Source organism: Sorangiineae bacterium MSr11954, from assembly GCA_037157815.1.
GTDB lineage: Bacteria > Myxococcota_A > Polyangia > Polyangiales > Polyangiaceae > Pendulispora > Pendulispora albinea.
Genome location: CP089984.1, coordinates 6,552,109 through 6,577,559, shown reverse-complemented (window position 1 = coordinate 6,577,559; position 25,451 = coordinate 6,552,109). Strand labels below are relative to the sequence as shown.

Annotated in this window: 17 protein-coding genes and 1 tRNA gene; 10 read left to right on the top strand and 8 right to left on the bottom strand. The window is 63.2% G+C overall.

Annotation, left to right across the window (positions count from 1 at the left end):
- Positions 1-113 precede the first annotated feature (113 nt).
- Both LZC94_25315 and LZC94_25310 read right to left on the bottom strand, forming a co-directional pair.
- A complete protein-coding gene (locus LZC94_25315; GenBank protein ID WXB11182.1) occupies positions 114-350 on the bottom strand; it encodes a hypothetical protein in 237 nt (78 codons plus the stop codon).
- Positions 351-1,438: 1,088 nt separating this feature from the next.
- On the bottom strand, positions 1,439-1,741 hold the full coding sequence (locus LZC94_25310) for a DUF1993 domain-containing protein (protein ID WXB11181.1): 303 nt from the start codon (positions 1,739-1,741) through the stop codon (positions 1,439-1,441).
- A gap of 462 nt (positions 1,742-2,203) precedes the next feature.
- On the opposite strand from LZC94_25310, the gene LZC94_25305 reads away from it, so the two are divergent.
- Entirely contained in the window at positions 2,204-2,965 is a 762-nt protein-coding gene (locus LZC94_25305; protein WXB11180.1) for a hypothetical protein, read from the top strand.
- A 612-nt stretch (positions 2,966-3,577) separates the two neighbouring features.
- On the opposite strand, the gene LZC94_25300 is transcribed toward LZC94_25305, so the two are convergent.
- Positions 3,578-4,096, bottom strand: a complete 519-nt coding sequence (locus tag LZC94_25300; protein WXB11179.1) for a hypothetical protein — start codon at positions 4,094-4,096, stop codon at positions 3,578-3,580.
- 998 nt (positions 4,097-5,094) lie between these two features.
- On the opposite strand from LZC94_25300, the gene LZC94_25295 reads away from it, so the two are divergent.
- The 6 genes from LZC94_25295 to LZC94_25270 all read left to right on the top strand — a co-directional run bounded on the left by LZC94_25295 (position 5,095) and on the right by LZC94_25270 (position 13,421).
- Positions 5,095-5,169: transfer RNA gene (locus LZC94_25295), tRNA-Thr, on the top strand.
- A 524-nt stretch (positions 5,170-5,693) separates the two neighbouring features.
- A complete protein-coding gene (locus LZC94_25290; GenBank protein ID WXB11178.1) occupies positions 5,694-8,831 on the top strand; it encodes a phage baseplate assembly protein V in 3,138 nt (1,045 codons plus the stop codon).
- Positions 8,832-8,870: 39 nt separating this feature from the next.
- Positions 8,871-10,850, top strand: a complete 1,980-nt coding sequence (locus LZC94_25285; GenBank protein ID WXB11177.1) for a hypothetical protein — start codon at positions 8,871-8,873, stop codon at positions 10,848-10,850.
- Positions 10,847-11,665: a hypothetical protein gene (locus LZC94_25280; GenBank protein ID WXB11176.1), complete on the top strand. Its 819-nt coding sequence runs from the start codon at positions 10,847-10,849 to the stop codon at positions 11,663-11,665. The genes LZC94_25285 and LZC94_25280 overlap by 4 nt, the downstream gene beginning before the upstream one ends.
- A 35-nt stretch (positions 11,666-11,700) precedes the next feature.
- Positions 11,701-12,453 carry a DUF4280 domain-containing protein gene (locus LZC94_25275; protein ID WXB11175.1) on the top strand — a complete coding sequence of 251 codons (753 nt, stop codon included), beginning with the start codon at positions 11,701-11,703 and terminating at the stop codon, positions 12,451-12,453.
- Between the two features lie 14 nt (positions 12,454-12,467).
- On the top strand, positions 12,468-13,421 hold the full coding sequence (locus LZC94_25270; protein ID WXB11174.1) for a hypothetical protein: 954 nt from the start codon (positions 12,468-12,470) through the stop codon (positions 13,419-13,421).
- Positions 13,422-13,424: 3 nt separating this feature from the next.
- Here LZC94_25270 and LZC94_25265 read toward each other — a convergent pair whose 3' ends face one another.
- The gene (locus LZC94_25265) at positions 13,425-13,874 is read right to left on the bottom strand and encodes a hypothetical protein (GenBank protein WXB11173.1); all 450 of its coding nucleotides are present in this window, start codon (positions 13,872-13,874) and stop codon (positions 13,425-13,427) included.
- Positions 13,875-14,434: 560 nt separating this feature from the next.
- On the bottom strand, positions 14,435-16,255 hold the full coding sequence (locus LZC94_25260) for a hypothetical protein (GenBank protein WXB11172.1): 1,821 nt from the start codon (positions 16,253-16,255) through the stop codon (positions 14,435-14,437).
- 646 nt (positions 16,256-16,901) lie between these two features.
- On the opposite strand from LZC94_25260, the gene LZC94_25255 reads away from it, so the two are divergent.
- The 3 genes from LZC94_25255 to LZC94_25245 all read left to right on the top strand — a co-directional run bounded on the left by LZC94_25255 (position 16,902) and on the right by LZC94_25245 (position 21,848).
- Positions 16,902-18,614, top strand: coding sequence for a glycoside hydrolase family 5 protein (locus tag LZC94_25255; protein ID WXB11171.1), 1,713 nt, complete (start codon positions 16,902-16,904; stop codon positions 18,612-18,614).
- A gap of 904 nt (positions 18,615-19,518) precedes the next feature.
- Positions 19,519-20,055, top strand: coding sequence for a globin domain-containing protein (locus tag LZC94_25250; GenBank protein WXB11170.1), 537 nt, complete (start codon positions 19,519-19,521; stop codon positions 20,053-20,055).
- Positions 20,052-21,848: a peptidoglycan-binding protein gene (locus LZC94_25245; GenBank protein ID WXB11169.1), complete on the top strand. Its 1,797-nt coding sequence runs from the start codon at positions 20,052-20,054 to the stop codon at positions 21,846-21,848. Before LZC94_25250 ends, LZC94_25245 begins: the two co-directional genes overlap by 4 nt.
- 287 nt (positions 21,849-22,135) lie before the next feature.
- Here LZC94_25245 and LZC94_25240 read toward each other — a convergent pair whose 3' ends face one another.
- From LZC94_25240 to LZC94_25230, 3 genes are all read right to left on the bottom strand, one after another.
- Positions 22,136-23,056, bottom strand: a complete 921-nt coding sequence (locus LZC94_25240; protein ID WXB11168.1) for a diiron oxygenase — start codon at positions 23,054-23,056, stop codon at positions 22,136-22,138.
- Positions 23,057-23,252: 196 nt separating this feature from the next.
- Positions 23,253-23,978, bottom strand: a complete 726-nt coding sequence (locus LZC94_25235) for a hypothetical protein (protein WXB11167.1) — start codon at positions 23,976-23,978, stop codon at positions 23,253-23,255.
- Between the two features lie 263 nt (positions 23,979-24,241).
- Positions 24,242-25,309, bottom strand: a complete 1,068-nt coding sequence (locus LZC94_25230) for a beta-lactamase family protein (protein WXB11166.1) — start codon at positions 25,307-25,309, stop codon at positions 24,242-24,244.
- Positions 25,310-25,451 lie beyond the last annotated feature (142 nt).

Sequence of the window (25,451 nt, the reverse complement as noted above, 5' to 3'; positions counted from 1 at the left end):
CGCTAGTGCGTTGTTGAAACTCGAAGCGGAGAACATTAAGGCCGGCGGCCCATGCCGCCGGACGAGGCTGTAGGCCTCGGATCCGTGCGTCAACGGCCGCCGTGGTTCATTCGTTATTCTTGCTCTGCGAGGGTGATGTCACCCTCGTTCCAGGCTGCTGCATCGCCGGCGCCGGAGTCGGCGCGCGGCCCAAAGGCCCATTGGTTGCCAACTCCACCCATCGCGCTCCCAAATCCGCCCCAAACCTGCTCCTGGGTGCGGATCTCGAGCTTCAGGTCCTTCAGAGTCAGCTTGCGGGGGGCCGCGGTCTCTTGGGCGGGGGTCTTCGTATCATTCGATTCATGGCTCATGAGATGCTCCTATCCATTGGTTGAAGGTTGATATGAGAAGAAGCACGAGAATCCCGTCTGCCACCCCGTCGATCGCGGGCGCTCCACCCCCAGCGGCTTCACCTGGCCTTGGATGGATCCTACGAAGACGAAACCATCGACCTTCGAGCGAGCCGGCGAAATACCACGTGCCTCCCTTTCGCGGTAACCGTATTACCAGTACGAGCGCCGGTATCCAGCAGATTTTGAAACCCTAAGCGGCGAATGTTTTTGTGGCAAGATGCGATTTGAGATCACAGCGGGAAGGCTCGGATCGCAATCAAATCTCTGTCACAATCCTACGGCGCGCTCCCGCCTCCTCGCCGGACTCGATGTCGCTCGTGACGATTCGTGCTCGCATTCGTACGATCGGGCTCCGGCAATCCATTTCTTGGCGAACGAGTCGCATGAGATCGTATCGATCCCGTACCGTTGGGCGCTCATGAAGAGCTGGCTGCGAACCGCTGAAATGCATTAATTGCGTCATTGGCATAATCAAATTTGGAGCAATACGGAGTGGTGGCTGCCATTGGCTGGAACATGGGCGGATGTCTAATTCGCATCGCTTCCTACGCGAGCGTGTGCCGCGGATGCTTCCGCACCTCACCCTGCATGCCCTGCAATGACGAGGGACGGCGGGACGTGAGCCTCCGACTAGGTTATTCCTGTCGAGTTCTCTAAGTCATCGCTGGCGCTCCTTATCGTATTGACCATTGGCGCCATCACCGCGATCGGTGCCGACGCCCACGGCGCGACCGACGGGAGAGCCGCTCGACCGACGACCTGCAGCCGCGCGGGAGATGAGAAGAGGGTGCCCTGAGGGTTATTGGGGTTATCCCGGACAAGACTGGAACAACGATAGTTTGTATTATGGTCGAGCCGACCTGCACGATGGGCAGCTGCTCATTGGCGCGATGCAAGTGTCCCCGCACAAGCCCGAGGAGCATTGGTTTTACACCATGAAGGTGCGGCTCATTCGAAGCTCGTCGGATCCCAACGCATCCACGACGAAGAGCGGCCCTGATCCCTGCGGGCGTGACCTTCGGCTCGAGTCCTCCGCCGCGCGACGTCTATTGGCCTAGGGGACCCATGAACTCGTTCTTGGTGAGCGGGACGCCTTTTTGACGAAGGATGGCGTAGGCCGTCGCGAAGTGAAAAAAGAAATTCGGAAGGGCAAACTGCGAAATGAACCGTGCCCCATCGAACGCGATGGTCCTGCCTCGGGCAGGGATCTCGATCGTGCGTTCGACGCCCGCTTCGACGCTCCGGGCATCGAGCGCATTCAAATAGGCGATGGCGGTGTCGAGGGCCTCCTGCAGCTCCGCGAAGGTCGTTCGCGCGACGCCGGCGGGCGGCACCTGCGTCGCCCCCATCAGCCGCTCGGCAACGATTGGGCATCGCGCCCGAAGCGAGAGTCGCACGCCGATACCAGCTGCGCTGGCGCGGGTGCCTACCATGATCGAGGTGCACGCACGGCGGCCCGTAGACGACCGCTTCGAGATCGAGCTCGGTGGTCGCCGTATCCACGTGCGCCATCGTTCGATGTCGATGCGCTCCGACGACTGCTGGCGGCGCTCGAGGAGGTCCCTTGATTCCTCGGCGGTCCGTATCTTCGTATGCACCGAGCCTGTCGATACGCGCCATGGCTTCGATCGGCAGATGTTCGCCGCGTGCGAGAAGGCCGCCGTAAATCCAAGCTCAAGCCCATTAACATGCTTGGAATTTTTCGCGGCCGCCGCACATTGGGTGAGCGCGTGCCAACTCGAAGAGGGAGCGCCGCGGCTTCGCGAAGCGGGCGACGTGTTTAGCGGAGCCCGAGGGAGGTAGGTGCGATCATGAAGCTGCTATCCGATCCGCGGTTTCTCGGTACCTATGCGGGAATCGCCACCTTGGCCTTGGCAATGCTCGCGCTTGGGGGATCGCGGAAAACCAAGTTCGAAGAAATAACGGTGGAGCGCATCAATGTCGTCGAGCCGGATGGCACGTTGCGTTTGAGCATTTCGAACAGCGCGCAGCTTCCCGCGCTGATCGTTCGCGGGAAGGAGTACCGTCACAAAGGCCGCGCAGCGGAGATCAAGCGCATCGGCCTTGCGGGGTTGGTCTTCTTCGATGCGGAGGGGACGGAGAGTGGTGGTCTGGTTTTTGGCGGTCGCAAGCTCGTTGATGGTTCGATGATTCGAGACGGACATCTTACCTTCGATCACTACGATCAAGACGAGGCGCTGGTGCTCACCGGTGGACAAGAGAGCGATGGCCGCTACAGTGGACTCCAAATCAAGGACCAGCCAAACTGGCCTATCGAAGAACTGGTGAAGGTGCTGGCGGAGGCACCGGACGAGAAGAGACAACAGGTACGCGACGCGTTTTTCGCCACGCACTCCCGGACGCACATCGAACGCGTTTACATCGGTCGAAGGCCGGATAAGTCGTCCACGCTCGAGCTCAAAGACGAGCAAGGGCGCGCCCGGATCATCCTGAAAGTGGGCGCCGAGGGTGGGGCCTCTCTCCAGTTTCTCGATGAGAAGGGCACGGTGATTGACCAATGGCCCCGCCCGCGCGCGGGCGACACCGACGCGAACGTCAAGTCGTCGCGGTGAAGGCGGCGTTTGCATCGTGAGAAGCGCGGCGCGAGGTGATTGGCGCCGAGCGCGCCCTTGTCGCCCTTCGTAAGCCGAGGGGCTCGTCGCGAGACTTTCTCCCGCGGCCCGTGTGGGCACCCGTCGCACTGCATGCCCTCCATGGCTGCGCCGCATTCGCCGAGGGCTCACGATTTTTTTTTTCAATCGCCATGTCGAGACCTGGTTTCGCTGCGGTGCCATTCTGCAGCCGCTCGAGAGCGGCGACGATTCATGTAGGCTGCCATATGCATGCGCGACGCAAGTGGGAGGCTGCCCTCGATGCGGGCGATATCCGCGCCGGTCCCGCGATGGAGCACTACACGAAGACGATGCTGTCGAGCGCACCTGCAAGGACGCTAGTCTCGACGCCGAGGCACGGAGAGAACGCCGGCTCGAAGACACCGTACCGCTGTTGGGCGAGCCTCGCGCAGTTTCAACGGGGTGATCATATCTAGCAGAGATCATGCTCGTGGATCGCGTCAACTGGTCTCGGTGTTAGCTTCTTCCCGAGCGGTTCGAATCGAGCACATTGGGCCGCAGTTTCGTCATTTCGCAAACGATGTGCAATCGGGTTGCTCGTGTGGCGGAGCTTCAGTTAGCCATTTGCAAAGAGCAAGGGATGCGGGATGAATGGCCCCTGGTGGCTCGGTTCCAACGAACCATGGGGGAACCCAGCAGCGATGCAGTCGCCTTTCTGAAGGATGTCTGCAGCGGATTCCAGCTAATTAGCGTGCGGCTATGGTTGCTGCGCCGATCCGTCGTCAACCAGGTCTGGACGGCAACGGCGGTGAGGTCGAGCCAATCGGGATTCCACGGGCCATTTGGGGGGTGGTTTTGGCGGCGCAGGTGGTTCTTGCGGTAAGCACGGTTGCGACGGCAAAGGGGGGGCGGCGGATAATCGGGATATACTTGTTGCGCGCCGCTTTGGCCGATCAGGCGCGTATAGACGATGGCGGTGATGAGCGCCCAGAGCGCCGGTGCAACGAATGGAACGACGCTCCACACCAGGCACGCGAACAGGCCGACGCCGGCGAGCACGAAGAATACGCTAACGTACAGGATGGCCAATTGTGTCTTTTGCCCTTCCGTCGCGGCCCAACTGGCCTTCATGGCCGCGATGGGTCCCAGCGAAAGGGACCATGACGAACACGCAATCGGAGACAAGTGTCGAGGGCGCGCCCGGACCGCACTGGTCCGTGTTCTGCGCAAGGATAGAAAGCACTGGATCCTGAAGTACAAGGCGGCGGACGGAGAGTGGACGCCCAAGAACCTTCCAAAAGGAAATCGGCCGGAACGCCGAGCGCCAAGCGAAAGAGTGGCTGTTACATGGCTCCAGGCTCCCGCAGCGGGGAAGCTCGCCCCACGCCGACGACGAGACAAAGGATGTCGCTTCGCGAGGCTTACCCGAAATTCGAAGCCGCAATGAAACTCGACAAGCCCATCGCTCCCGCGACCCTGCAAGGGGACAAATCGATCTTCAACTCGCGCATCCTCTGCGATGAGGAGAAGCTTCCACAAGACACGAGGATCGCCGATATGACGCTCCCCGCGTTGGGTTACGGATCTTCCGCGCCTTCGGCGCTGGTACCTGGTTGTTCGCGACAAGGTGAGCTCATCCCGTGCAAGAAACATTTCTCCGGGCACATGGTGGGTGACCTTCGGTTGGACGGGGAGATCCCGACGACCACCGTAGAGCGAGCCCGGCGGATGGTCCCCGGGAGGAAGAGGTGGAGGTCGGCGAGCTGAAAACGAGGACCTCACCACGCTTGAGCTCCCTACGACGGGCGTGCAGGGGAAGCCGATCCCGTTTCAAGGTGGCCCGAGCCAGCTTTCTTTCGTACCTGAAAAGCGCCGGCGTGGATGACAAGTACCGGAAAATGCTCGCCGGGCGTGGCGTGGAGGACGTGACGGAGAAGCACTACACGGAGGGCTCATGAGCCGTTTGAAGGAGGCGGTAGAAGGGTCCCGCTGAAGTGGTACGGCGAGAACGGCACCACCCCGGACGTGTACTTGGTGCCGAGTTTGGTGCCGCGTGGTGCCAAGTGACACCAGGGAAAAAGAATGCTTGCCAGGAACCAACGGAAAAGATAGACGAAGTTCCGCAACGCGCCGCCTTAGCTCAGTGGTAGAGCAACGGTTTCGTAAACCGTAGGTCTCGAGTTCAAGTCTCGAAGGCGGCTCCAAATTTTCGTGGGGTTCTACGAGCCCCCTTGTGTCCACGACACAAAAGCGCGCAAGGCCAGCGAAGACCGTGCGCACGTGGCTACCGTCCGGTGCATTCGGGCGGCCGTGCCCCGCGCCGTACGTGGGCGCAACACCCCGGACCGCGATGCTCTCGTCGACGCTCCTTCGTGCCTGACACGTCGTTTTCGTGCCTTCCACCTCGTTCGAGACGCCTGGAGGGCGCTCGCCGCGACGACGTGATCGCAAGCACCGGTGCGGAGCTACCACCCGGCGCTCTTCGCGCAGGTAGGCGTCGGAGTCCCTTCGGATAGCGCCCCCGAGCTGCACACACGCCGCGCAGGATGCCGCGCCCAGTGGCGAGGCGTTCTCGCGCAACACGGCGCGCGCGCCGGTCGATGGAGAATTGCGAGATGAGATGGCCGTGCCCACGCCACGAACGAGCATCGCCCCCCGGTGCTTCGACGACCCACCCCGCGCCCGAGAGCCGAGGGTTCGAGGACATGAGAGGAAACGCGAGTCGCCCATGAACCAACTTCCCGCAGGACTCGACGCGTTGATCCCGGGGTTCCCCAAGCTGCCCACCGGTGGCGCAGGCGACAAGAAGGCACCCTTCGAGCTCGCGGCCGGCCCCTTCGTAAGCCACGAGCTCCGCGTCGTGTCATTTCATGGTTGCGAGCGCATCAACGACATCTTCCAATACGACGTCACCTTCGCCACCGACGTACCGGAAGAGCTTCTCTACCCCGCCATCGACGGGGAGCCCGCGAGCCTCACCATCAAGGCCCCCGGCCATGAACCGCGCATCATTCAGGGGATTGCCTCGGCCTTCGAGCCATTGGGCCACCTTCGAGCGCAACACGGCCCGAAGCTCCTTGCGTACAATCTCACGATCGTACCGAAGCTATGGCTTCTTCGGAACCAAATGCGCAATCGCGCGTTTCAGGACCGAACGCCGCGGCAAATCGTGGAGGAGATCCTCGCGGCGTCGAACATCGGGCCGAAAGACTGCCGCTGGCGCGTCCGGCCGAGCGACTATCGACCGCTCCCTTTCGTTTTGCAGCGCGACGAATCCGACTACGATTTCTTCCGCCGGATTCTGGCGGAGCAGGGCATCTACTTCTATTTCGAGCACGCGAGCGGCCTGGCCGACCAGCTCCTCCCGGGGGCCGGTGGTATCGCCAATGCGCTGGGGTCGGTCGCGGACCTCGTGGGCGGTCCGGTCGCGGACGCGGTCGATGAGGCGGGGGCCGCGGCGAAGATGCGGACCATCTTGAATTTCGGGGACGAGCCGGGCCACACACCGGCGGTGGCGGCGATGGCCGTGGTCAATCAGGCGATTGGCGCCGGGCTGCGCAAGGTCGCGTCGCAGTTTGGTGGGGACGAGGCGGCCAAGCTCGTGGACGAGGAGCCGTGCGACACGCTCACGGTGGACGACGGAAAAAGCGGCAATGTCGACCAAGAGCGGGTTTACAAGTTCGGATTGCGCAAAGAGATTCGCCCGAAGTCCGTGCGGCTCATCGAGTGGGACGTCGGCGGATCGCGGAGCTGGGAGGCCGCGGCCGAAATGAAGCCGGTGGTCCCATCGGCGCGCGCGAAGGTGGGATTGTCGATGGGCCCCGACGGTCCGTCGCTGAAGGCAAGCGCGAGCCTGGGCTTGGAGATCGACTCGCCGACCCTCAAGGCAAAACAGCTTTGCGAGGACTACTACCAATTGGACACGAACCTGCGCGCCTATGCCAATCCGAGCAAACGCGCGGAGCGCGAGCTCGAACGAAGGCGGCGGGATTACCTCGTCGGGCGAGGGGAGAGCGATTGCCGGCGCCTCGGCGCGGCATACCGTTTTCGGCTCGGCGGGCACCCCGTGGCGGCGCTCGATATCGAATACACGGTGACGGAGCTCGTCTCCGATGGCGTGCATCCCGATTTTACGAGCGACCAGGCACCGTTGTATCGGAATACGTTCGAGTGCATTCCATCCACCGTGGCACCGCGCCCCCCCCGCCCGGACAAGCGCCCCAAGCTCGGGCTCGAAATTGCAACCGTGGTCGATGCCGGCGGTCAAAATGTGAGCCCGATCCTTCGAACCGATGAATGCGCCTATGTGCACGTTCGGTTCAAATGGGATATTTACGACGAACCGCGCGTGCGGGACGGAATCGCCTTGCGGAACGACGCCGAGCCCGATTCGCATACGGTCATTCAGGTCCCGGTCATGCAACCCTGGGCGGGCGACGGTTTCGGGTGCCAGTTCATTCCGCGCGAAGGAATGGACGTGCTCATCGGGTTCCTCGGGGGCCAAGGAGAGCGACCGGTGGTGCTGGGGTGCCTCTACAGCCAGAGAAATTCACTTCCGGTACAGGATGCGATCAAGCACCAGCGGGTGGGCATCGTGACACAAACGCGCCCAACGAACGGAAACTGGAGCGAGGTGACGATCGATGACCACCAAGGGCAGGAGGTCGTCAAGGTGCGCGCCGCGAAAGATCTCGAGGAGGAGGTCCTTCACGATCATCGATCCCGTGTCGACAATGACCGAGTTGCCGAGATCCTGGGCAGCGACTCGCTCGCCGTGACCAAAGACTGGTCGGTTGCGGTCGCAGGATCGGTGACCGAAACGGCAGAAGGTGACCGGTCCACGAGCACCGGAGGTACGCTCTCCGAAACCGTCGGCGGCAATCGCGTGACCACGACGACGGGACGCGCCACGAACATCGTCCTCGGGAGGCGCGAGGAGCACACCGCCGGCGAATGGCAACAGTTTGCGGGGTCGCACGCGGCGATCATCGAAGGAGATAGCTCCTTGTCCGTGAAGGGGGCGTATCGGCAAACCGTGGGGGACCCGAACGACGAGGCCTCGACGGACATGATCGCGAACGGCTCGTACTCCGTGGTTGCAAGCCGGCGGATCACCCTGCGCGCGGGCGAAGCCATCGTGGCCGAGGTGGGGTCGACCCGCATCGAGCTTCGCGAAGATGCGCTCGTTGCCATCGCCAAGGCGCTCGGCGTCACCGGAGAATCCGTCAAGATTACCGCGAACAAGGCTACGGTCACCGCCAAAGACACATACGAGGTCCGCGCCAAGAAAGTTCGCGCGATGGGGGCCGGTGGTCTCTTGGAGCTCGACGCGAACGCGTCCCTCGATGGACCCAAACTCAAGCTCACGTCCGGCGGCGCCGGCAATGGCGCGCACGCGGGGCCTTCGCAGCCTCCCGGCACGGTCCCATTCACGGCGCGGTTCTTCGACGAATTCGGGGAGCCGATCGCAAACGCACGATTCCACCTTTACTACGATGGCGCGCGCTTCGAGGGCACGACCGGTGGCGACGGCACGCTTCAGCAGCCGCTTCGTCCCGTGGCCGGTGCGCGCGTTTATGTTCGCATCTGGCCGAAAGACTATCCGACCGGTGCTCCACGCGAGTACGATCTCGAATGGTGGCAACCCGTGCCTCCGCCCCATTCGGACTTGGGCGTGCTCCTCCGCCTCCGCAACCTCGGTCACTTCCGTGGCCAAATTCCCGAGGACGATCCGGAGGCGCTCGCTGGACTCAAACAGGAGGCGCTGGCGGACTTCATGCGCACGAGAATGAGCTCGTCGGACCCGAACCTGCAAGAGCAGGAGGCAAAGGCGCTCGCTTACCTTCAAGAACTTCACGGACATTGATGAGGGAGAACCATCGTCGTGACGGATCCCGAAGCACCCATGACTGGCGTCGTCGACCCCAATCCCGCCCTGCCGACGGCCATCCATGCGCCGCCGTCCATCTACTGGAAGGAGTGGTGGGACAAGAAGAACCAAGACACCGACAGCGCGCGGCAGTCCGACGCCGATCGCATGCCTTGGCAACGTACACCCACGATGACGCGCACGGACGCCGAGTTTCAGCGACAGCTCGGCATTCGGGGTCTTCACGTGTCGATGTTCGATTGGCCGTTGAAGCCCGAACATGCGCGCGCGATCTGGGAATTTCGCGCGAATCTCGGGCCATCGAAGGTTTACGTGCCGGCGTCCGAACGCGCAAACCTGCCATCGGAGATCGCGAGAGCGCACGACGATCGCGCCACGCTCGCCAAAACCATCGGCGCCAACAAGAAGACGCTGGCTTCTCTCAAGAAGAAGCGCTCCCCGACGGCCGCGGAACAGACGCAGATGACGCAGCTCCCGTCGGCCATCGAAGCCGATGAATCACGCCTCGCCGAATTGGACCGCACCATTCGCGCGTACGAAGAGGACAACCGCGTCGATCGGTGGATGTACGAAGGAGACAAGCCCCCCACCGAGCTGATGGACGAGCTGCAGAACGCTCAAACGGACGACTATGCGAAGCGCCTCTTTCACGCGTTTCGCCCCTTCGTGACCCGCGAGGGCGCACCAAACGCCATCAATACCTACGATCTCACCTTCACGTTCGGGACCGGCTTCAACGTCACCACGGGCCTCGGAAACGAGATGATGAGGGCGATGGTGAATCCCCCTGCGGCGTTGCCGGACAAAGAACGCATCGCGCTTCGTTGCGCCCTCACGTATCTGCGCAAGGCAGGTGTGTACTTTGCCGTGGCGGGGAGTCGACTGGCGACGCGCGTGGCGCACGTGGAAAAACGGGGCGATACCTACATCGGGTGGGTCCTCGACGACGAAGATGGCCAAAAGAAACACCCCGCCATAAAGGGAAAACGCCACAACAACAGCGTCGCGCTCGAAGCGATCCGCTATCGGCCGCGCGTCCTCGATGCGTTCGTCATCGCCGGCGCCGCCACGGCTCTCCCCGATCAAGAAGAAGCGTCGGCGGAGATTCGATGCGCGCTGGTCGATCTTCAGTGGCAGTTCTTCCTCGCCAAGTATCCATCGTCCGAGTTTAGGTTGAACGGTCTCCTGAAGACACAATCGTTGTTTACGTACTTGATTCACGTACGGCATTTTGGGTCGAGCTATCTTCCGGATTACGTGATCACGTGGGCCATCGCGCGCCGGCTGGTAACGGCTACCGTCACGTACACGGAGAATGGTACCCCCATGACCACGACGAAACCTTTGGCGTTCCGGGCGAGCGGCGTCGGGGACGCCGAGCTGCTCATCGAAGAACCGCCCCCGCCGCCGGCGCCACCCAAGAAGGTTTCGGGCAAGAAGGCCGCGGTCCCCGAAAAGAAACCCGAACCGGGTGCCCCTGCGCCGCCTCCTACGCCCCCGAAGCCCGTTCGGACCGTCTCTCAGTTTTCGCTTTATCCGCCCTCCGCCGAAGTAGATATTCAGATTGGCCGCTTGACGTTCCTGTACTACATGCAGAGTCGTGGTGGGCGGTCGTCGCCGTGGAAAACGTGGGTGGACCTATGGGATCAGTTCAAGAAGGACCTGACCGCGGTCGACGACGTCAAGACCGGTCTGCCCGACTTTCCGCTGCGCGCCAAAGCCGACGTGGTCGCGGAGGCGAAGACCCGTATCGCCGCCGCGCGCGGCCCAACGGCAAAGGAGCCGGAGCTGCAGCGGGAGGCGGAGGCCGAGGTGGTCAAAGAGCACGAAATCATCGATATTCCGAAGGAAGCAGCCGATATCGTGCCGGGCGAAACGCTCAGCGCAGGGCCCTACGTGGGGCTCCGCAAAGTCGATCGGGCCGAGACCCCGGAGGTCAGGCGGCACTGGTCCCTGCTGAGGAACGTTCACGTCGTGACGGAGAAACCCAAATGATGGGTCGCATCTATTTCGTATTGGCGGTATGTGCTGCCGGTTGCGCGCCGGGCGCGGCTTCGGGCGATCGCGTGCTCCATGAGCCGAGCCATGGTCCGAGCCCGGCGGCACGTCCTGCGGTCTCTTCCAGCGAAGCTGCCCGGTCTCCTTGGCCGAATCTCGATGAACGAGAGCGCGAGGATTTGGACCAAGATCGGTTCGAGACGGATCCTTCGGACCCGTCCCGTGCGTACGAGCCTCGCCGTGACTACTCGGCGGTCCCGCCCGGGCTCGAAAAAAAGGTCGAGGCGTGGGTGGGAAAGTACGCGGCGTCGTTCAAGCTCGAACATACGCGCCGTTGGCGCGCGTCGGAGGGAGACACGATCGCGCTTCCGACGCCGTTGTCGACGGCAAAATGTTATGCCGTCTTGCTCTACGCGGAGACGTGGAAGGAAAATCCGCTCGGCCATGCCGTCCGAGCCGATGGTTCGTATTGGTCCTGGATACCCAGTTGGAGGGATCGCCGGGAAGCGGACGACTTTCCGCGCGGTCCCGAAGAAGCGGGCAAGTACGAAGCCATGGGTCAGGGGATCGAGACGTTCACGGCGTTCTACGCGCTCTCGGACGGCAAGCGCCTTCACACCAAGTTGGCAGTCCGATCGCGCGATCGGCTGGCCATGCTGGGCTATGACGCGCACCCTGTTTGCCCGAGCGATGAGGGCGGCGAGCTTCTCCTTCGCGCGGAGAAGGGCCTTTCGTCGGTAACTCCGGCGTCGCCCAAAGGTATCGCTCCGTGGGGCAGGGGCTTCGTCGTGCTACTTTCGCGGGCTCGTTGAACCATGTGCCGTATTCCACCGAAGGCTAGCGCGCCATGAAGCTCGTCGTCGATCGTGCGTGGCTGCGATGCAATCGAGGGAGCAGTCCTTCGCGCTTGACCGTTCTCTCGGCCAACCATGGCTTTGCAGACGATGCGCCGATCGCGACCATCCAAGATTGCGCGCCGATGACGAACATTGCGCCGTTCGGGATGTGTCTGTCCATCGCCAACCCCGACGTCGCCCGGGCGACCAGCGCTGCCCTGGGGGTCCTTACTCCTCAACCATGCGTCCCCAAGACGTCGGCCCCTTGGACGCCCGGCAGCTCCTTTGCGGAGTTGAATGGCCTTCCGCTCTTGACGGATACTTCGAAATGCACGTGCCAATGGGCCGGCACGATCGAGGTCGCCGATTCGGGTCAATTCTTCGCTAGCCTCGAGCAAGGGGCCGCGGGGGAGGGGCCGTTCGAGGGCGTCGAGGTCGGCGAAAGCGCAGGGGCGTCGGCCATTCCGACCGCACGCCGGGTATCCCTGCCGCCATGGATTCGATTGCCCCGCGGATACGCTATCGCGCATCAGTTCGTGTGCTCCGTCACCGAGCGTCCCATCGCCGATGTGCGGTGGCGAATTCGGTCACGAATCGATGGCGCCATCATCGCGGAGGGCGTCACCGGCGATGACGGCTTCGTCGTCGCCGATGTGCCCGAGCACGGTGACTACCCCATCGAATACGATCTCCCCACGGCCTCGCCTTCGGACGAGGCGAACACCATGGTCGACGCCAGCACCATCGAGCGCCTGGTGGATTGAGGCGCCCCAACACCATGCCCACCGACAACGCTACATCGACGAGCGACGACAACCCGGAGGCGAAGCAAACGCGGGTCCCGACGGCCGGCACCGTTCGTCTGCTCGTTCAGGAGGGGCCGCGGTTGGCTCCCGTCGTTTCACAGGGCTCGTTCGGCGAGAAGAACTGTGGCGCTCCGGATGCGCTCCTGCGGAGTACTGCGAGCAAGAAGCCTCGCTGGATCAGCGCCAGCGGTTGCGGTCTATGCGCCCTGACGTCGTATCTTGCAGCCGCGGATTTGAAAGGTCCTCGCTACGACCGGAGCTCGAAGACATTTTCCATCGACGCATCGGCCAAGCCCGTGACCCCCGGAACGTTCAATCGATACCTCTGGAACAAGGTCGACAGCGAAACGACGGCGGACGTATCCAAAGAATCACTCGTCAACGACGTGTACGCCATGGATGGCAAAGGAGCGCTCAACTACAAATCGGCTACATTGACGAGATGGATCGAGGAGCTCGTCGAAATCAACGGTCTCTCGATCGACGAGCCGTTTCGTATCGCGGACGAGACGATGTGCCCCAATCCGAAGATCGGTAGCGACATCCCCATTCTGACGGAGCACCTCGAGGCCGGCGAGCCGGCGATTGTCGGCGTCTCGTTCATCGAGACGCCCTCGAGCACAGCGCATCAGGTCTTGGCGATTGGTTATGCCCGCGTGGGGGCCAAGACGTTTTACCTGATCCTCGACTCGGGTTTTGGTGCGCTGACGCCCGCGCCGCTGTTGAACGTACCGAACCCCGCCCCAATCGCTCGAATCAAACCGTACGCCGTGTCGGAGCAGCCGCGAAGTGCGATGCACGGGACGGTGACGTACGCAGGCATCACGTGGGTCCGACAGCTCTCGGGGCTCGCGAGCCTCACCAAATTTCGGCTCCTGGAGGACTGGACGCTGGCCAACCCTTTCTTTCCGCCTCCAAAGGAGTGAAGGTCATGCAGGGGTGAGTGAATGCCGTACGAGGATCCAGTCGTGCCCTGGCGTCCGCTCGAGTTGCCATGTATCCGTTGCCATGCCCGCGCCGCATCGCCGTGGCTCCACGGTAATCGACGCCGACTGACCCTTGATATCGATGGCCGATCCACCTTTGGAAAAGTCGGTCGCGCGAGGCTCGCCTTTTGCGTCGGCGTTGCAGTCGACCAAGCCGCGCATGGGCACCTGCTTCCTGGCGACGGTGACGAAGCCGGGGGGCATCGCCCACTCGTCTTGAACCTCGAGGGCGGCCGCGGGATCTTGGATTGTTCGCGCTCGAACGTGGATGTCCAATCCGTATTCGAGTCGGTCGATGCGAATGGGAAACCGGACGAGCCCCGCTAAAGCCGCGCGATCTTTCGAGCGACGCGCACGATCCAGCGCGAGAATGAAGGTCCGTACGCTCTCCACGGTCGGAAGGTCCGAAAGCCCGGCGTCACCGGGCGCTGCATCCCAAGTGCCCGCTTCCAGGGCGGAGGGCGCATCGGTGCTCTCGGTTCGCTCGGCAGGAAGCGCCCTCTCGACTCGGTTCTCGCGACAGTCGCAAAGGTAGACAAGGCAGGCCAGCCCAAGAACGGCCGGACCCTTCCGCAGTGCTCTCATGGCGCAGCCCCCGCGAACCGTGAGGTTTGCCGCGGCGCGCGGCGCGATGCTCGTGATTCGCATATCCCGACGTTATCCTATCTGCGCCCCATTCTCACGAGCCGACTGGCCGAGAGCAGACTCGCGACGTCGCGGAAGTCGCGGCGCGCCGAGGTCGCCGCCCGGGAGCCGGCTTCGTTGAGGAAGCGGGTGTACGCGCCGCTCGAGCTGGCGGCCATACAGAGGTGCTCCCATCGTGGAAGGCTCGCGCCCGCGGGTATCTTCGGAGCGGTTCCTTGGCTGCTCGCGCGACTTCGCGAGGGCGCGCGGCGGAATTTCGGCACTTCACGTGGGCGCGTTGGGACGCCGCAGACCGGGCCCATCGTGCGCTAGAATCGCGGAGCGGGATGCGCAAGGTCGAGGATGCGCATACGGTCTCGCAATCCTGGTGCGACCGCATCGAGCCAGGCGCGCAGCGGCTCGCTGTCATGGAGCTCGCCGCGAATGCGCTCGTATTCGTCGGAGGACACCCCCGTGTCGGCGGCGAGTACGAGGTCGGCCAGCATGTCGTCGCGAAACGATAGTGGCAAATCGGAGGTGCGCCGGCGCGCGATGGCGGCGGCTTCTTCGAAATGGCCCGCGCGGACGGCGAGCATCAATTGCACACGAAAGTGTGCGCGCGCCGCGTAGGGATAGGTTGGGAACTCGGCCGACAAGAGGGCTCGGGCGGCGTCGGCCTCCGCCTTTTGGCCAAGCGCGGCCAAGGCGAATGCGCGTGTCGCGACGAGCTCCGGCAGGAGCAGATCGGAATGCGCGGCGCGCATGGCGCCACGGATGCGTCCGAGCCCCTCGGTGCAATGGGCGATGCACGCGGACCAATCGGCGCGCCGTTCGCGGAGCGCGGCCAATCCAAGGTACGCTTGCGCGGCGAGCGGGGGCAATCGCGACTTCGTGAGCAACGACAGCTCCGCGGCCGCACGTTCCTCGTCGCCGCGCGCGATATCGACTTGCGCCCGCAGCAAACGGCGCCCGAGCTGCCGCGCTTTGCGCAATTGCCAACCGATGTACGCGGACAAGGCCAGCACGGCGATGGCCACCGGAAAGGCGCTGGCCCCATCCCCGCTTTCACGTTCTGGCTCGGCCGCGCTTTCGACGTCGCGCGGGGCCGAGGCCCTTTCGGGATCGCCTCCCGGTGAGAGCACGGTCCAGATCCCCACGAACACCACGATGAGCAACCCCCACGCCGCGGTGGCTTTGAGCGGGAGTCCCCACGCGCGCTTGGTCGTGGCGCGCGCCTGCTTCATCGCCGCCCTGGCTTCGGGGCTCGTCGTATCCACCATGGCCGGTTCGACCTCTGGCGCGTGCGTCTCCGCGTCGCCGACGTACGCCGCCGCCTCGGGCGCGAGCTTTTTGACCCACGCGGCGAGCCCGGTCCCCTCGGCACCCTCGGGTTTGGCCGGCTGCCGGTAGGCGTCGTGCGGCGCTGCGCGCGCTAGCCGTCGCAGCGCGCGTGCGAGCACACGTTCGCGCGGGGAGAGCGACTCCATCGAGGACGTCGCGCGGGCGAACGAGGCGCGCAGGGCCGCCATGTCGCCCGCGCGGGCCAGGAGCAGCGCGCGGGCAAGCTCGGCGCGCGCGAGCGCATCGGGCCCCGTGAACGGCGAGGTCTCCGCGGCGTGCGCGTCTGCGCGCGCTTGCTCCACGTGCCCCACCGACGCGTGCGCGAGCGCTCGCAGCGCGTGCGCATGGGCGATCTGCATCGCCTCGTAATCGCGTTGGAGGAGCCCCTTTCCCACGGCGATCGCGCGCGTCGCCTCTGCCACCGCGACCTCCCCCGTGCCGCGATGAAATGCGAGCATCGCCCGCTGTATCGCGACCGAGCGAGCCGGTGCGCCCCGGCGCAGCGCGTGGGCTGGCACCCGCGCGAGCAGCCGCTCGGCCTCGTCGAGCTTTCCGCGCGTGATCCGTTCGAGGGCGAGATTGGCCAGCAACACCGCCTGCGCGCTCCGGATCGTGACGACGCCCGCCCAACCCAGAACCGCGGACCCGGCGAACAGAAATACGCCTGGCGCGCTCGAGCCGTTCATGGCGGAGATCACGCTCATGATCGCAAAGAGCGCGGCAAACCATAGATAGCGCTTCCCGAGCTTCGCGGCCGGATGGGCGGGGAGGGGGTCGTCTGCGGCCACGGCATTCGGCACGGTGTTCATCGTGGACGAATGTATCTGGCTCCATGTCGAGCAGGGAAGGTCGTTTGGCGATGACGCGATCGCTTTGCAAACGATGCGTAAGAAACGTCCCCCGCGTTCCCATCGACACCTCGATTCTTCACCCGGCACGTTCGTCTGCGCTCGGGCAGCGTGGCGTTGCCTCTTCATCACCCGTTGCGGGTCGCAATTTTCGTGTCGCTCCGGTGGGGCACGGCCGACCCGTTCCCGTCTCCGCCTCACGAGATGAAACCGAGCCACGGCGCCGGCGACATCGTGCTGCGCCGCCCGATTGGCGCCCATCGTTGCATTTTTCGAATTTGGAAGCGAACTTACATGAATTTGCAATAAGGACCCCGGCTCGAGCCATGAATGCCGCGCGCCGAGCGCTCGCCTGCGACGATGTCAAATAGATAGCAAAATAGTGCCGACATCCCTCCTGTTCGCGATCGACTCATCCGAAAAATATATCGATCGACGAGTCGCGATTCCGCTCGAGGCGGATGGGCGGAATGCCCGAAGATGTCCATCGGAAGGGCGCCTAAAGCATGTGTCCGAGACGTCGATACGTCGATACGAATCGTATCGGTCGCGCGCGACACCATGAAGAACTCGAAGCGATCGAACGTCGAATATCCAAAGGAGGAACATGCATACAATATCGAAATCCGGAGGGCTCGCTCTTCTCGTCGCGATGCTCGGTTGCACCGCCGTCCCCGCCCCCGCGGAGGACACGGTGTCCAGTATGAACCTATCCAAGACCACGCCGAGCTTCGTGCTCTTATCGCCCGCCGCATGCCCGGCAGCGCCCTGTCCTGCATACTTCGCACACGACGCCAATCGAAATAACGAAGGCGAGAACATCGCGCGCCTCGATTTTTCGAAAAGCACCCTCGGCGCCGACGACATCGCGGAGATCCTCGCGGCGCCCATGAGCGAGATCGTCGTCAAGGGAACGCTCGGCCCGAAGGAGGGCGGACTGCACACGTTCCTGGTCACCGAGGCCTACCGCGGTGTCTCGGGCGCGACGTTCGAGGACGGGATGCTCTTCTACCAAGCCAGCAACGACGACCCGCCGCCATCGTGCCCCGCCGCCCCATGCAAACAGGGCTCGGCGCTCAAGATCAACGCATTGAACGCGGTCGACTACGACGCCATCGACGTCACCGCGGCCGCGCGCCCGGGCACGTCGGCGGAGGAGTTGAAGATTGATGTCGGATGGTTCAAGGCGATTGCCGCGGGCAACGTGCGCAAGGTCGCGGTGGGCGGCGCGCGCGACGCGAACGTGCTCACGGCATCACAGGTCTTCGTCCAGCTCCCGCGCCGCGGCCCCTCGCGCCCCATCGTCAAGGAGGGCGAGACCGAGCTCCTCGGCCCGGATCACAAACCGCTGCTGCTGCGCGGTTGGAACTGGGGCCATTGGGGGAGCGTGCAGCCGGAGGACTCCGCGGCGCACGTCACGCAGGGCGCGAACATCGTGCGCATCCCCCTGCGCTGGTGGGGCAACTACGAACCCAATGGCACCCCCGATGGCAAAGTGCCCATCGACTCGCGCACCGAGATCGCCGCCGATGGCTACATCGATCCGAGAAACCTCGCGATGCTCGAGGCGATGATCGACGACGCTGGCAGCAAGGGGCTCTGGATCGATATGTTCTTCGACTCGGACTGCGGCCAGGCGAAGCTCGAGCCGGACGACGGCTATTGCGGCAAGATTGGCGATGAGCGCGCGAGCTTCTGGAATGACCCGGTCACCAAGGAAAAATTCTACGAGGCCTGGGAGTTCCTGGTGAAACGCTTCCGCAAAAAGCCCTTTATCGCCATGTGGGAGCTCCTCCCAGAGCCGCAGTTTACGTGCGGGCCCAATGGCGGCTGCAAAGATTGGCACGCACCCGTCGAGTTCTACGAGCCGCTCATCGCGCGCATCCGCGCAATCGATCCCGCCACACCCATCCTCGTCGGCCCGAACAGCGGATACAACGTGCAGCGGATCGACGACGTCTACATGCCCAATGTCAAAGGCCTCATCTACACCGGAAATTTCCTCGACAACGGTGCAGGCCACCTCGAGTGGGTCGACCTCCTCGCCGACTTCCGGTTGCGCCGAAAGGTCCCCGTCTTCGTGCAACAGGTCGCGTCCCATCGCCGCCCCAAAGATGGCGAAGACGACGCCTACACCCACGCTCGCGCCGACGCCATCCTCAAAAAGCTCAACGCCAACCGTATCGGTTGGACGTGGTGGACCTACCGCGAGACAAAAAGCGCCCTCGGAAACTTTGCCCCCTATTGGCGCGACAGCGAAAAGCACCCGTGGCAGTCCAGCATTCCGTGGCTCAACCTCATCGCAAATCGTCTTCACTGATGCCGAAGACCGCACGCTAGCGCTTCATGGCGCACGCGGCTGACCGCGCCCTCGCACGACGAAGGGCGGCGCCGCGGACCGATACGTTCGCACGGCGGGAGGCGCCGGTGCTCACAATAGTGTCGCTGCGCGTAAACATGGTGAAATCCGTGCACGCGCAACGGAGGCTTCAATGGCATCGCGCGCGTTCCCGTCGTCGCGCACGGGAGAGCGCTTTCGACCCGAGCCATTGCTCGAGCAACGATGACCGGTCGACGCCGGTCGAGGGATTCGTTCCGACAACGGGGAGCTTCTTGGGCGCCTCCCAATCGCCATGCTCGACTCATCCCTACAATGGCTGCATTCGAATGGAGTTGCGGCGGCCCATTGTCGTTCGTCGAATCCGTCGTTTGGCGATGCCGCGGGGCGCCGTCCTCGCGTTCGCGACATTGTTGGCGATGCGTCCGCGGGTCGAGATGAATGGCGATTTCGCGACACCGCGCCCCCCGTGTCTTTCCGATTATTGCTGTCGTCAGCCCAACAACCGTGTTTTTCCATGGCACTTATAAAAGAGGCGCACAGCTCGGCGACACACTCGCGTGATGGCGTGATGGCGTGATGGGACCAGGCGTGGCGCGTATCCATCCTCCAACGTCGAAGTGACATCCCATAAAAATTCATGGCTTTTAGATAAGTCATGCAATTGACAGCCATGGATTATGTGTAAATGGAGATTGGGGGAGGCCAGACGTCATGGCGCGATGTCGACGCTCGCACGTGCGAGAATTCATTCGACAAATTCGTAGCCATCGCAAACGGGCGACGGTCATGATGTTTGTACATCGTCTCTTGGATCGCTGTCGGTGGACGGTCCGTTCCCCAGGACGCTCTCGAGTTCATGAAAACTTGTCTTCGCGGGTAACCCATGATTACGGACATCCAGAAGAAGATCATCCGCGACACGTGGCGCCTCGTGCTTCCGATCGCCGATACGGTCGCCGACCTTTTTTACGAACGCCTCTTCGACCTTCGGCCGGAGTACCGAGCCCTGTTCAAATCGGATATGGCAGGGCAGAAAAAGAAGCTGCTCGCCATGCTGTCGTTCATCGTGAAGTCTCTCGATTGGCCTGAGTCGGCCTGGCGAGAGACCGTCTCCGAGGAGAGCGATCTTTTCTTGATTATGCTTGCGCTCGGCCGGCGCCACACATCGCTGTATCGGGTGCCCGACGAGGGCTACACGGTCGTCGGGGAAGCCCTTCTCTGGACCCTCGACTACGGTTTGGGTAAGAAGTTCGATGAACCTGCACGGGAAGCGTGGACGCAGGTCTACAAGCTCGTTTCGCTCACCATGAAGATGGGGCACCTCAGCGTCCAGACGCCCGAACAGACGGAGCTTGCGACGAATGACATCGTGCGCCCGGCGGTTCTCGGGGACACCTCGATTCGAGGACCCGAGCCGTGAACCCGTCGCGAACACATGTCTTGTCCGGCGAGCTCTCGGAGTTCGATCTGAGCACGCTCATGCAGACGCTCAGCCTCAGTCGCCAAGTCATCGGCCTCGAGGTGCTCACGGCTGCGGGGCAACCTGCGGGACGCATCGTATTGAAGGCGGGCAAGGTGATCTCGGCGAAGGTCGGTGAGCTCACGGGGATGGAAGCCGTCCAATCGCTCATGAAGGGGCACGCCACGGAGCGATTCCACGTGTTCAACGAGACCCTTCCACCTCGTGTCGCCGCTCCCATAGCCTCCATATCCGACGTGATTGCGGCGACGAACGGTACGCGGCGGATCGAGAGGGCAACCTCGGTCGCGCTCGAGCGAGTTCCCGTCATGGCCGGCAGTCTCGCCGATTTCAATCTGGCGACATTGATGCAAGTCGTAAGTGCGAGCCGCCAGTACGTCATCATCGAGATCTCGAACGAAAAGGCGGCTTCCCTTGGAGCCGTGCACATCAAGGGCGGAAGAGTCATCTCCGCGCGCTGCGGGCGCAAGCAGGGGATGCTGGCCATTCATCAACTCATCGACCTGCGCGTCGGGTATAATTTTTCGATTGCCCGAATCTTGGTCGACGCTCGGGAGCTCGAAGCGCTTGGGTCGGTTAACGACATTCTAGCGAGGGTATACTCCGCGGAACCCGTGACGGCGGTGAGATCGGCGCAAGGAGTCCTCTCCAATACATCGCGGTTACGGTTGGTACCATCCATCGCGCGCGTACTGGTCATGGAGGGTAGCCTTTCGGAGGTCGACATCGCGAGCTTGATCCAAGTCGTTGGCAGCAGCCGTCAGTACACGGAGATTGACGTATTGGCGCCGGGTGACGAGCTCGCTGGGACCATCGCCATCAAGTCGGGACAGATTGTTTTCGCTCGCGCCGCGACGATTCGAGGTATTCCCGCGCTTCGAAAGCTTTTGGATGTGCCCAAGAACTATCGGTTCGTCGTATCCCGAAGAAGAGACGGCGGTGATCTCACCGAAACGCTCGGATCGGTGGCGGGCGTGCTTCTTCGCGTCATGGATTTCGCAGCTGCAAAGCCGCCGCTGCCGGATGTTCCGATCATGCGGCCGATACCGGCATCGGCGCCTGCTTCTTCTTCTGCTTTTTCTGTTTCTACCGGCGGGATTCCGGACGCGTTGTTCGACGTGAGGGCACCCTTTGACGTGAGGGCTTCGCCGAGTGCAACGTCTCCGCGATGGCCGCCCGCGCAAAAGTTGGGGGGAGGCGAAGCGTGGCCCGCGCGCTCGTGTGGCGCCTGGCTCATCGCGAGCATTGGAGGCTTTGCGATGCTCTGCGGAGGCGCTTTCGTGATCGCGCGCGCTTTGGGCATTCCGTCAATCCTGTCAGGCCCGTCAATCCTGTCAGCCCCGTCAATCCCGTCAGCCCCGTCAATACCGCCAAACGCACGGTCTTCGGCATACACCTCGTCGCCGGCCGAAACGAACGCGGTTGAAATGGTGAAACCCGCCGGGTCGGTCGCGCTCCAAACCGGCAGCCATGCGGTCGAGAATCCCACGGCATCGGGTCCTACCGCGTTCCCGGAGGCACGCGGAAGCATGACGGTGCGCGAGGCGCAAATGTCGCTGAAGAAGCTTGGGTTCGACCCTATCTACTTGGACGGAAATGTCGGCCCCCTTACGCGAAGGGCGATCCTCGCGTTCCAGCAAAGCCGGGGCCTGCGCGCCGACGGTGCCCTGAACAATGAAACACGCGCCGAGCTCGCACGACGATTGCACGCACAATCCGCAAGTGCGAAGTAAGTGTCAATGCGTGCGTTTGGCGTTGCCTTCGGGCGCGTGGGCCGACGACCGTCGGAAGACCTCCCGCACGATTCGAAGAGGGCGCACCGCGACGTTCCGTCAGGTTCGATGATGCGCCCTCATCATGGCTTTGCGTTTGGATTCGTATCGATGACCGTCTCTCCACCGTTTCCAGATCTTGCCTCGCGTCTCGCCCGAACATGGGACGGTCCACCCGGGAGTCGCGCCTCTCCGCAGCAGCGCGCCATCCGAGGGGAGGGCTCTTCCTCCCCTCGGGGAGCTTTTCGTCAGTTCAACGCACGGGCGACGGCTGCGATGCGCTCTCGTCCCTCCGCCGAGAGCTCGCCCACCGCCTTGACGAAATTGGGGTGCTCGGCGCCGGCCACCAGGAAGGTGTGCCGGTAGGACGATATCTGCGCGGCCTCGATTTCACTGCGCTCCGCCGCGCTGAAGCTTCGCCCGGTGTGCCTTTCCAGGGTCTCCACGTCGAGCTTCGCCTGCGTGGTCAGCCCGTCGTTCAACAGCGACGCGATTTTGAGGTAGTCTTCGATTCCAACTTTGATTTCGTCGGCGCTCAGGGCCGCCGCCAGCTCGCTCGCCAGCAAGGTATCGACCTTGGCGTGCTGCGCCTCTTCTTGCCAGTGGTGCCGGAGGAGGCTCTTGAACTGCGGATCGAGGATCCCGTCGTCTTTGATGCTCTCGAGATAATGCCGTTGCGTCAGCCACTCCAAGTGCAGAATCACCAGCACCACCCCCAGGGGACTGTGCGACAGCACCGCGTCCGCCAGCTCCTTGGCGGGGCCAATCAGGCCTACCGGCGTGGGGAACTGCTTTTCGAACTCCTCGCTGAACCGTCGAAAGAGATCGATGTGCTTTGCCTCTTCTTCGGCGAAGGTCAAGAGCGAGCGCACCTGGGCGCTGTCGCCGTGCACCGCCCGGCGCGCCTGCTCGAGCACGAAGGGCAAAATGAACTCCTCGACGAAGCCGAACAAATAAAGATACGTGCGACCCCGAATATGATTGAGCGCCAGCTTCTCGCGCGCGTCGAGCGCCGCGATGGCTTGAATGCCCGTGAGCGAATCCGGCAGAAAAGGCTTGGTGAAGTCGAGGCCCTTTCCTTCGCCGATGAGGTCGTCGACCTTCCAGTTGATCTTCAGCGCGTCCGAAAGGGTCGATGCATAGGTGTAATTGTGCTGGATGGTTCCCATGATGTCTCCGTTTGCTCCCTACAGCACGCGGTCACCGTCGGTCTCCACTCCATGCCCCGAGACGGTGCACGGATCGGGCCAGCGCGAAAATGTGCTTTTCGGCATCTGCCGAGCCAAGGAACGCTGCGCTTCCCGTGCTTCCCGAGCAGCAGCGCCTCGATTCGGGCTGCTGCAGGAGCAGCAACCGCGCGGTCGGCTACGGCGTCACGTCGACGACGCCGAGTGAAGCCCACGCCATCATCGACGCGTCGGGCGATGCCGCGAAGGTGACCGTGGGGCCGGGGATGGTTGCGTTTTTCGGGAAGACGCCCCCGGTTCGATAAACGGCGAGGTTCGGGTTCGACTCGTCACGTAGGAGACCGGGTAGATTCTCGGAGAAGCGCATATTCTCCCCCGAGCCGGACACGACGAAGAGCCCTATCGTTTGGCCTTGCGTGCCGATGTTCCCCCGTGTGAGCCTGCCGGAGGCGCCATCGATGGTGGCGACCATCGTGTCGACACGAACGGGCTTCACCGGCTGCAGGCGCGCGGTCGCGCGGAAAGCGAGGACCTGAACCACGGAATGCGCGGCAATGTCGTGGAATGGGAATTTCCACTTGATGTCGGAGCCACTCTCCGGGATGTCCGCACTTTCCAAAGTATGGTGGCCAACCCAAAGCGGGAACGATGTGTCCGAATGGGCCGTACCAAGCGTGCCCCAGCTGGGGGGAATGATGTAACCCGGCGTGCCGGACGTGCGTATGATCCACGCGGCCACGAGAAGATCACCCGTCTGAGCCTCCGCGGGGCATAGAGCAACGATATCCGTCTTGGCCGTCGAAAACGACAGCCGCGAACCAATGAACCGGAGACCGGAATCGACCGACGGAGCCGCGTCTTCAACCCCGCCGTCGTCCGTGACGATAGCGCCCCCGGCGTCCATGGAGCCATCGCCCGCAGCGGTGTTGCCGTTCGAAAGCTCGCTCACATCGAAGAACAACGAGCACGCGGCGAGCGCGAACCCCAACGCCGTGGCCACCACGGCGCGCATGGCCCTCTTCATGCCAACGTCTTCGCATCTTTAGGCGATCACCGCTACGTTTCGGTGGAGGACGTCACGGACGATTCGCGATGTCGTTACGACGTGCCGCCGCCCGGCGCGGTTGCATGGGTCGATCATCGGGCGGAGCGGCGGCCTTCGTATCGTCACTCTGGAACGGCTGCGAGCACGCCCGATAGCACAGCGTTGGTGACCTTGCCCTGAATCTCCCACTGGTTGTAGTTGCCGGCCGTCATGACCACGACCAGATCGCGCGATGGGATCACCCAGATCCGCTGGCCGCCATTGCCTTGGGCTGCGTAGTAGGGGGCGGGCGGGGTCACGACGCACCCGGGAGAGAGCCACCAGAAATAGCCATAACGCGTGCCGCATTTCGGGTCCGATCCCGCCTGCGCGTGCGGCGCAATGGAATCGGCGACCCAGGCGGCGGGGACCACCTGTTGGCCGTTCCAGCGGCCTTGCTCCAGCATCATCTGTCCAATTTTGAGCATATCACGTGGGGTGAGCCTCAGGCCCGAGGCGGCGTAGGGCACGCCCTTTCCGTCCTTCAACCAAACGTGTTGGGTAATGCCCAGGGGGGCCCATAGCTTTTGCTGCGCATAGACGTCCATGGGCGTCTTGGTGGCTCGCGCCAGGATGGCCGCGGCGACCGCCACATCGCCGCCGCTGTATGTAAACGTCTGGCCAGCAGGCGTGGCGATGGGTTGCTCCAGGACGTAACGGTAGCGATCGGGCGCCATGTCCATCGCCGTTTCGCTGTTGCGCGGATCGGTGTAGGGCAGGTCCTCGTTCCAGGTTAGCCCCGACGTCATCGTCAGCATGTCGCGCACCCGGATCTTCATCCGATCGGGGGTGCGCAAGTCGGTATATTCGGGAAAGTAGTCGAGGACCGGGGTGTCCAGGCTCTTCACCGCCTGCTCGGAAATGGCGATTCCAAAGAGCAGAGAGACCACGCTCTTGCTGACCGAGCGCGTGTCGTGAAGCGTCGACGCGTCGAAGTTGACGGTCCCCAGCGGGCGGCCGCGCTCCTCGTCGACGCCGGCCACATACCATTCGGCCAGGGGCTTGCCGTGCTGGAGCACCAACACGGAGTGCACATTGGGGAGCTCGGTGCTGCGGGTCCGCTGCTCCAAGTCGCGAAAGGGCGCGGGGGTCGGCGGCGTCGTCGCCGTCGAGTGTTCGCATGCCGTGCCCTGAGCCAGGAGCACGGCCATCGCGAGGCCCACACCCCAATGACCGCTACGTAACGAAGGAAGGGAAGGAAGGATCGATTTTGCCATGATGGAAATCGATTCTATAACCCCGTGTCGAGGAGAGGTAGTCGATATTCGCGAGCATTGCCTCGACCGTACCGAT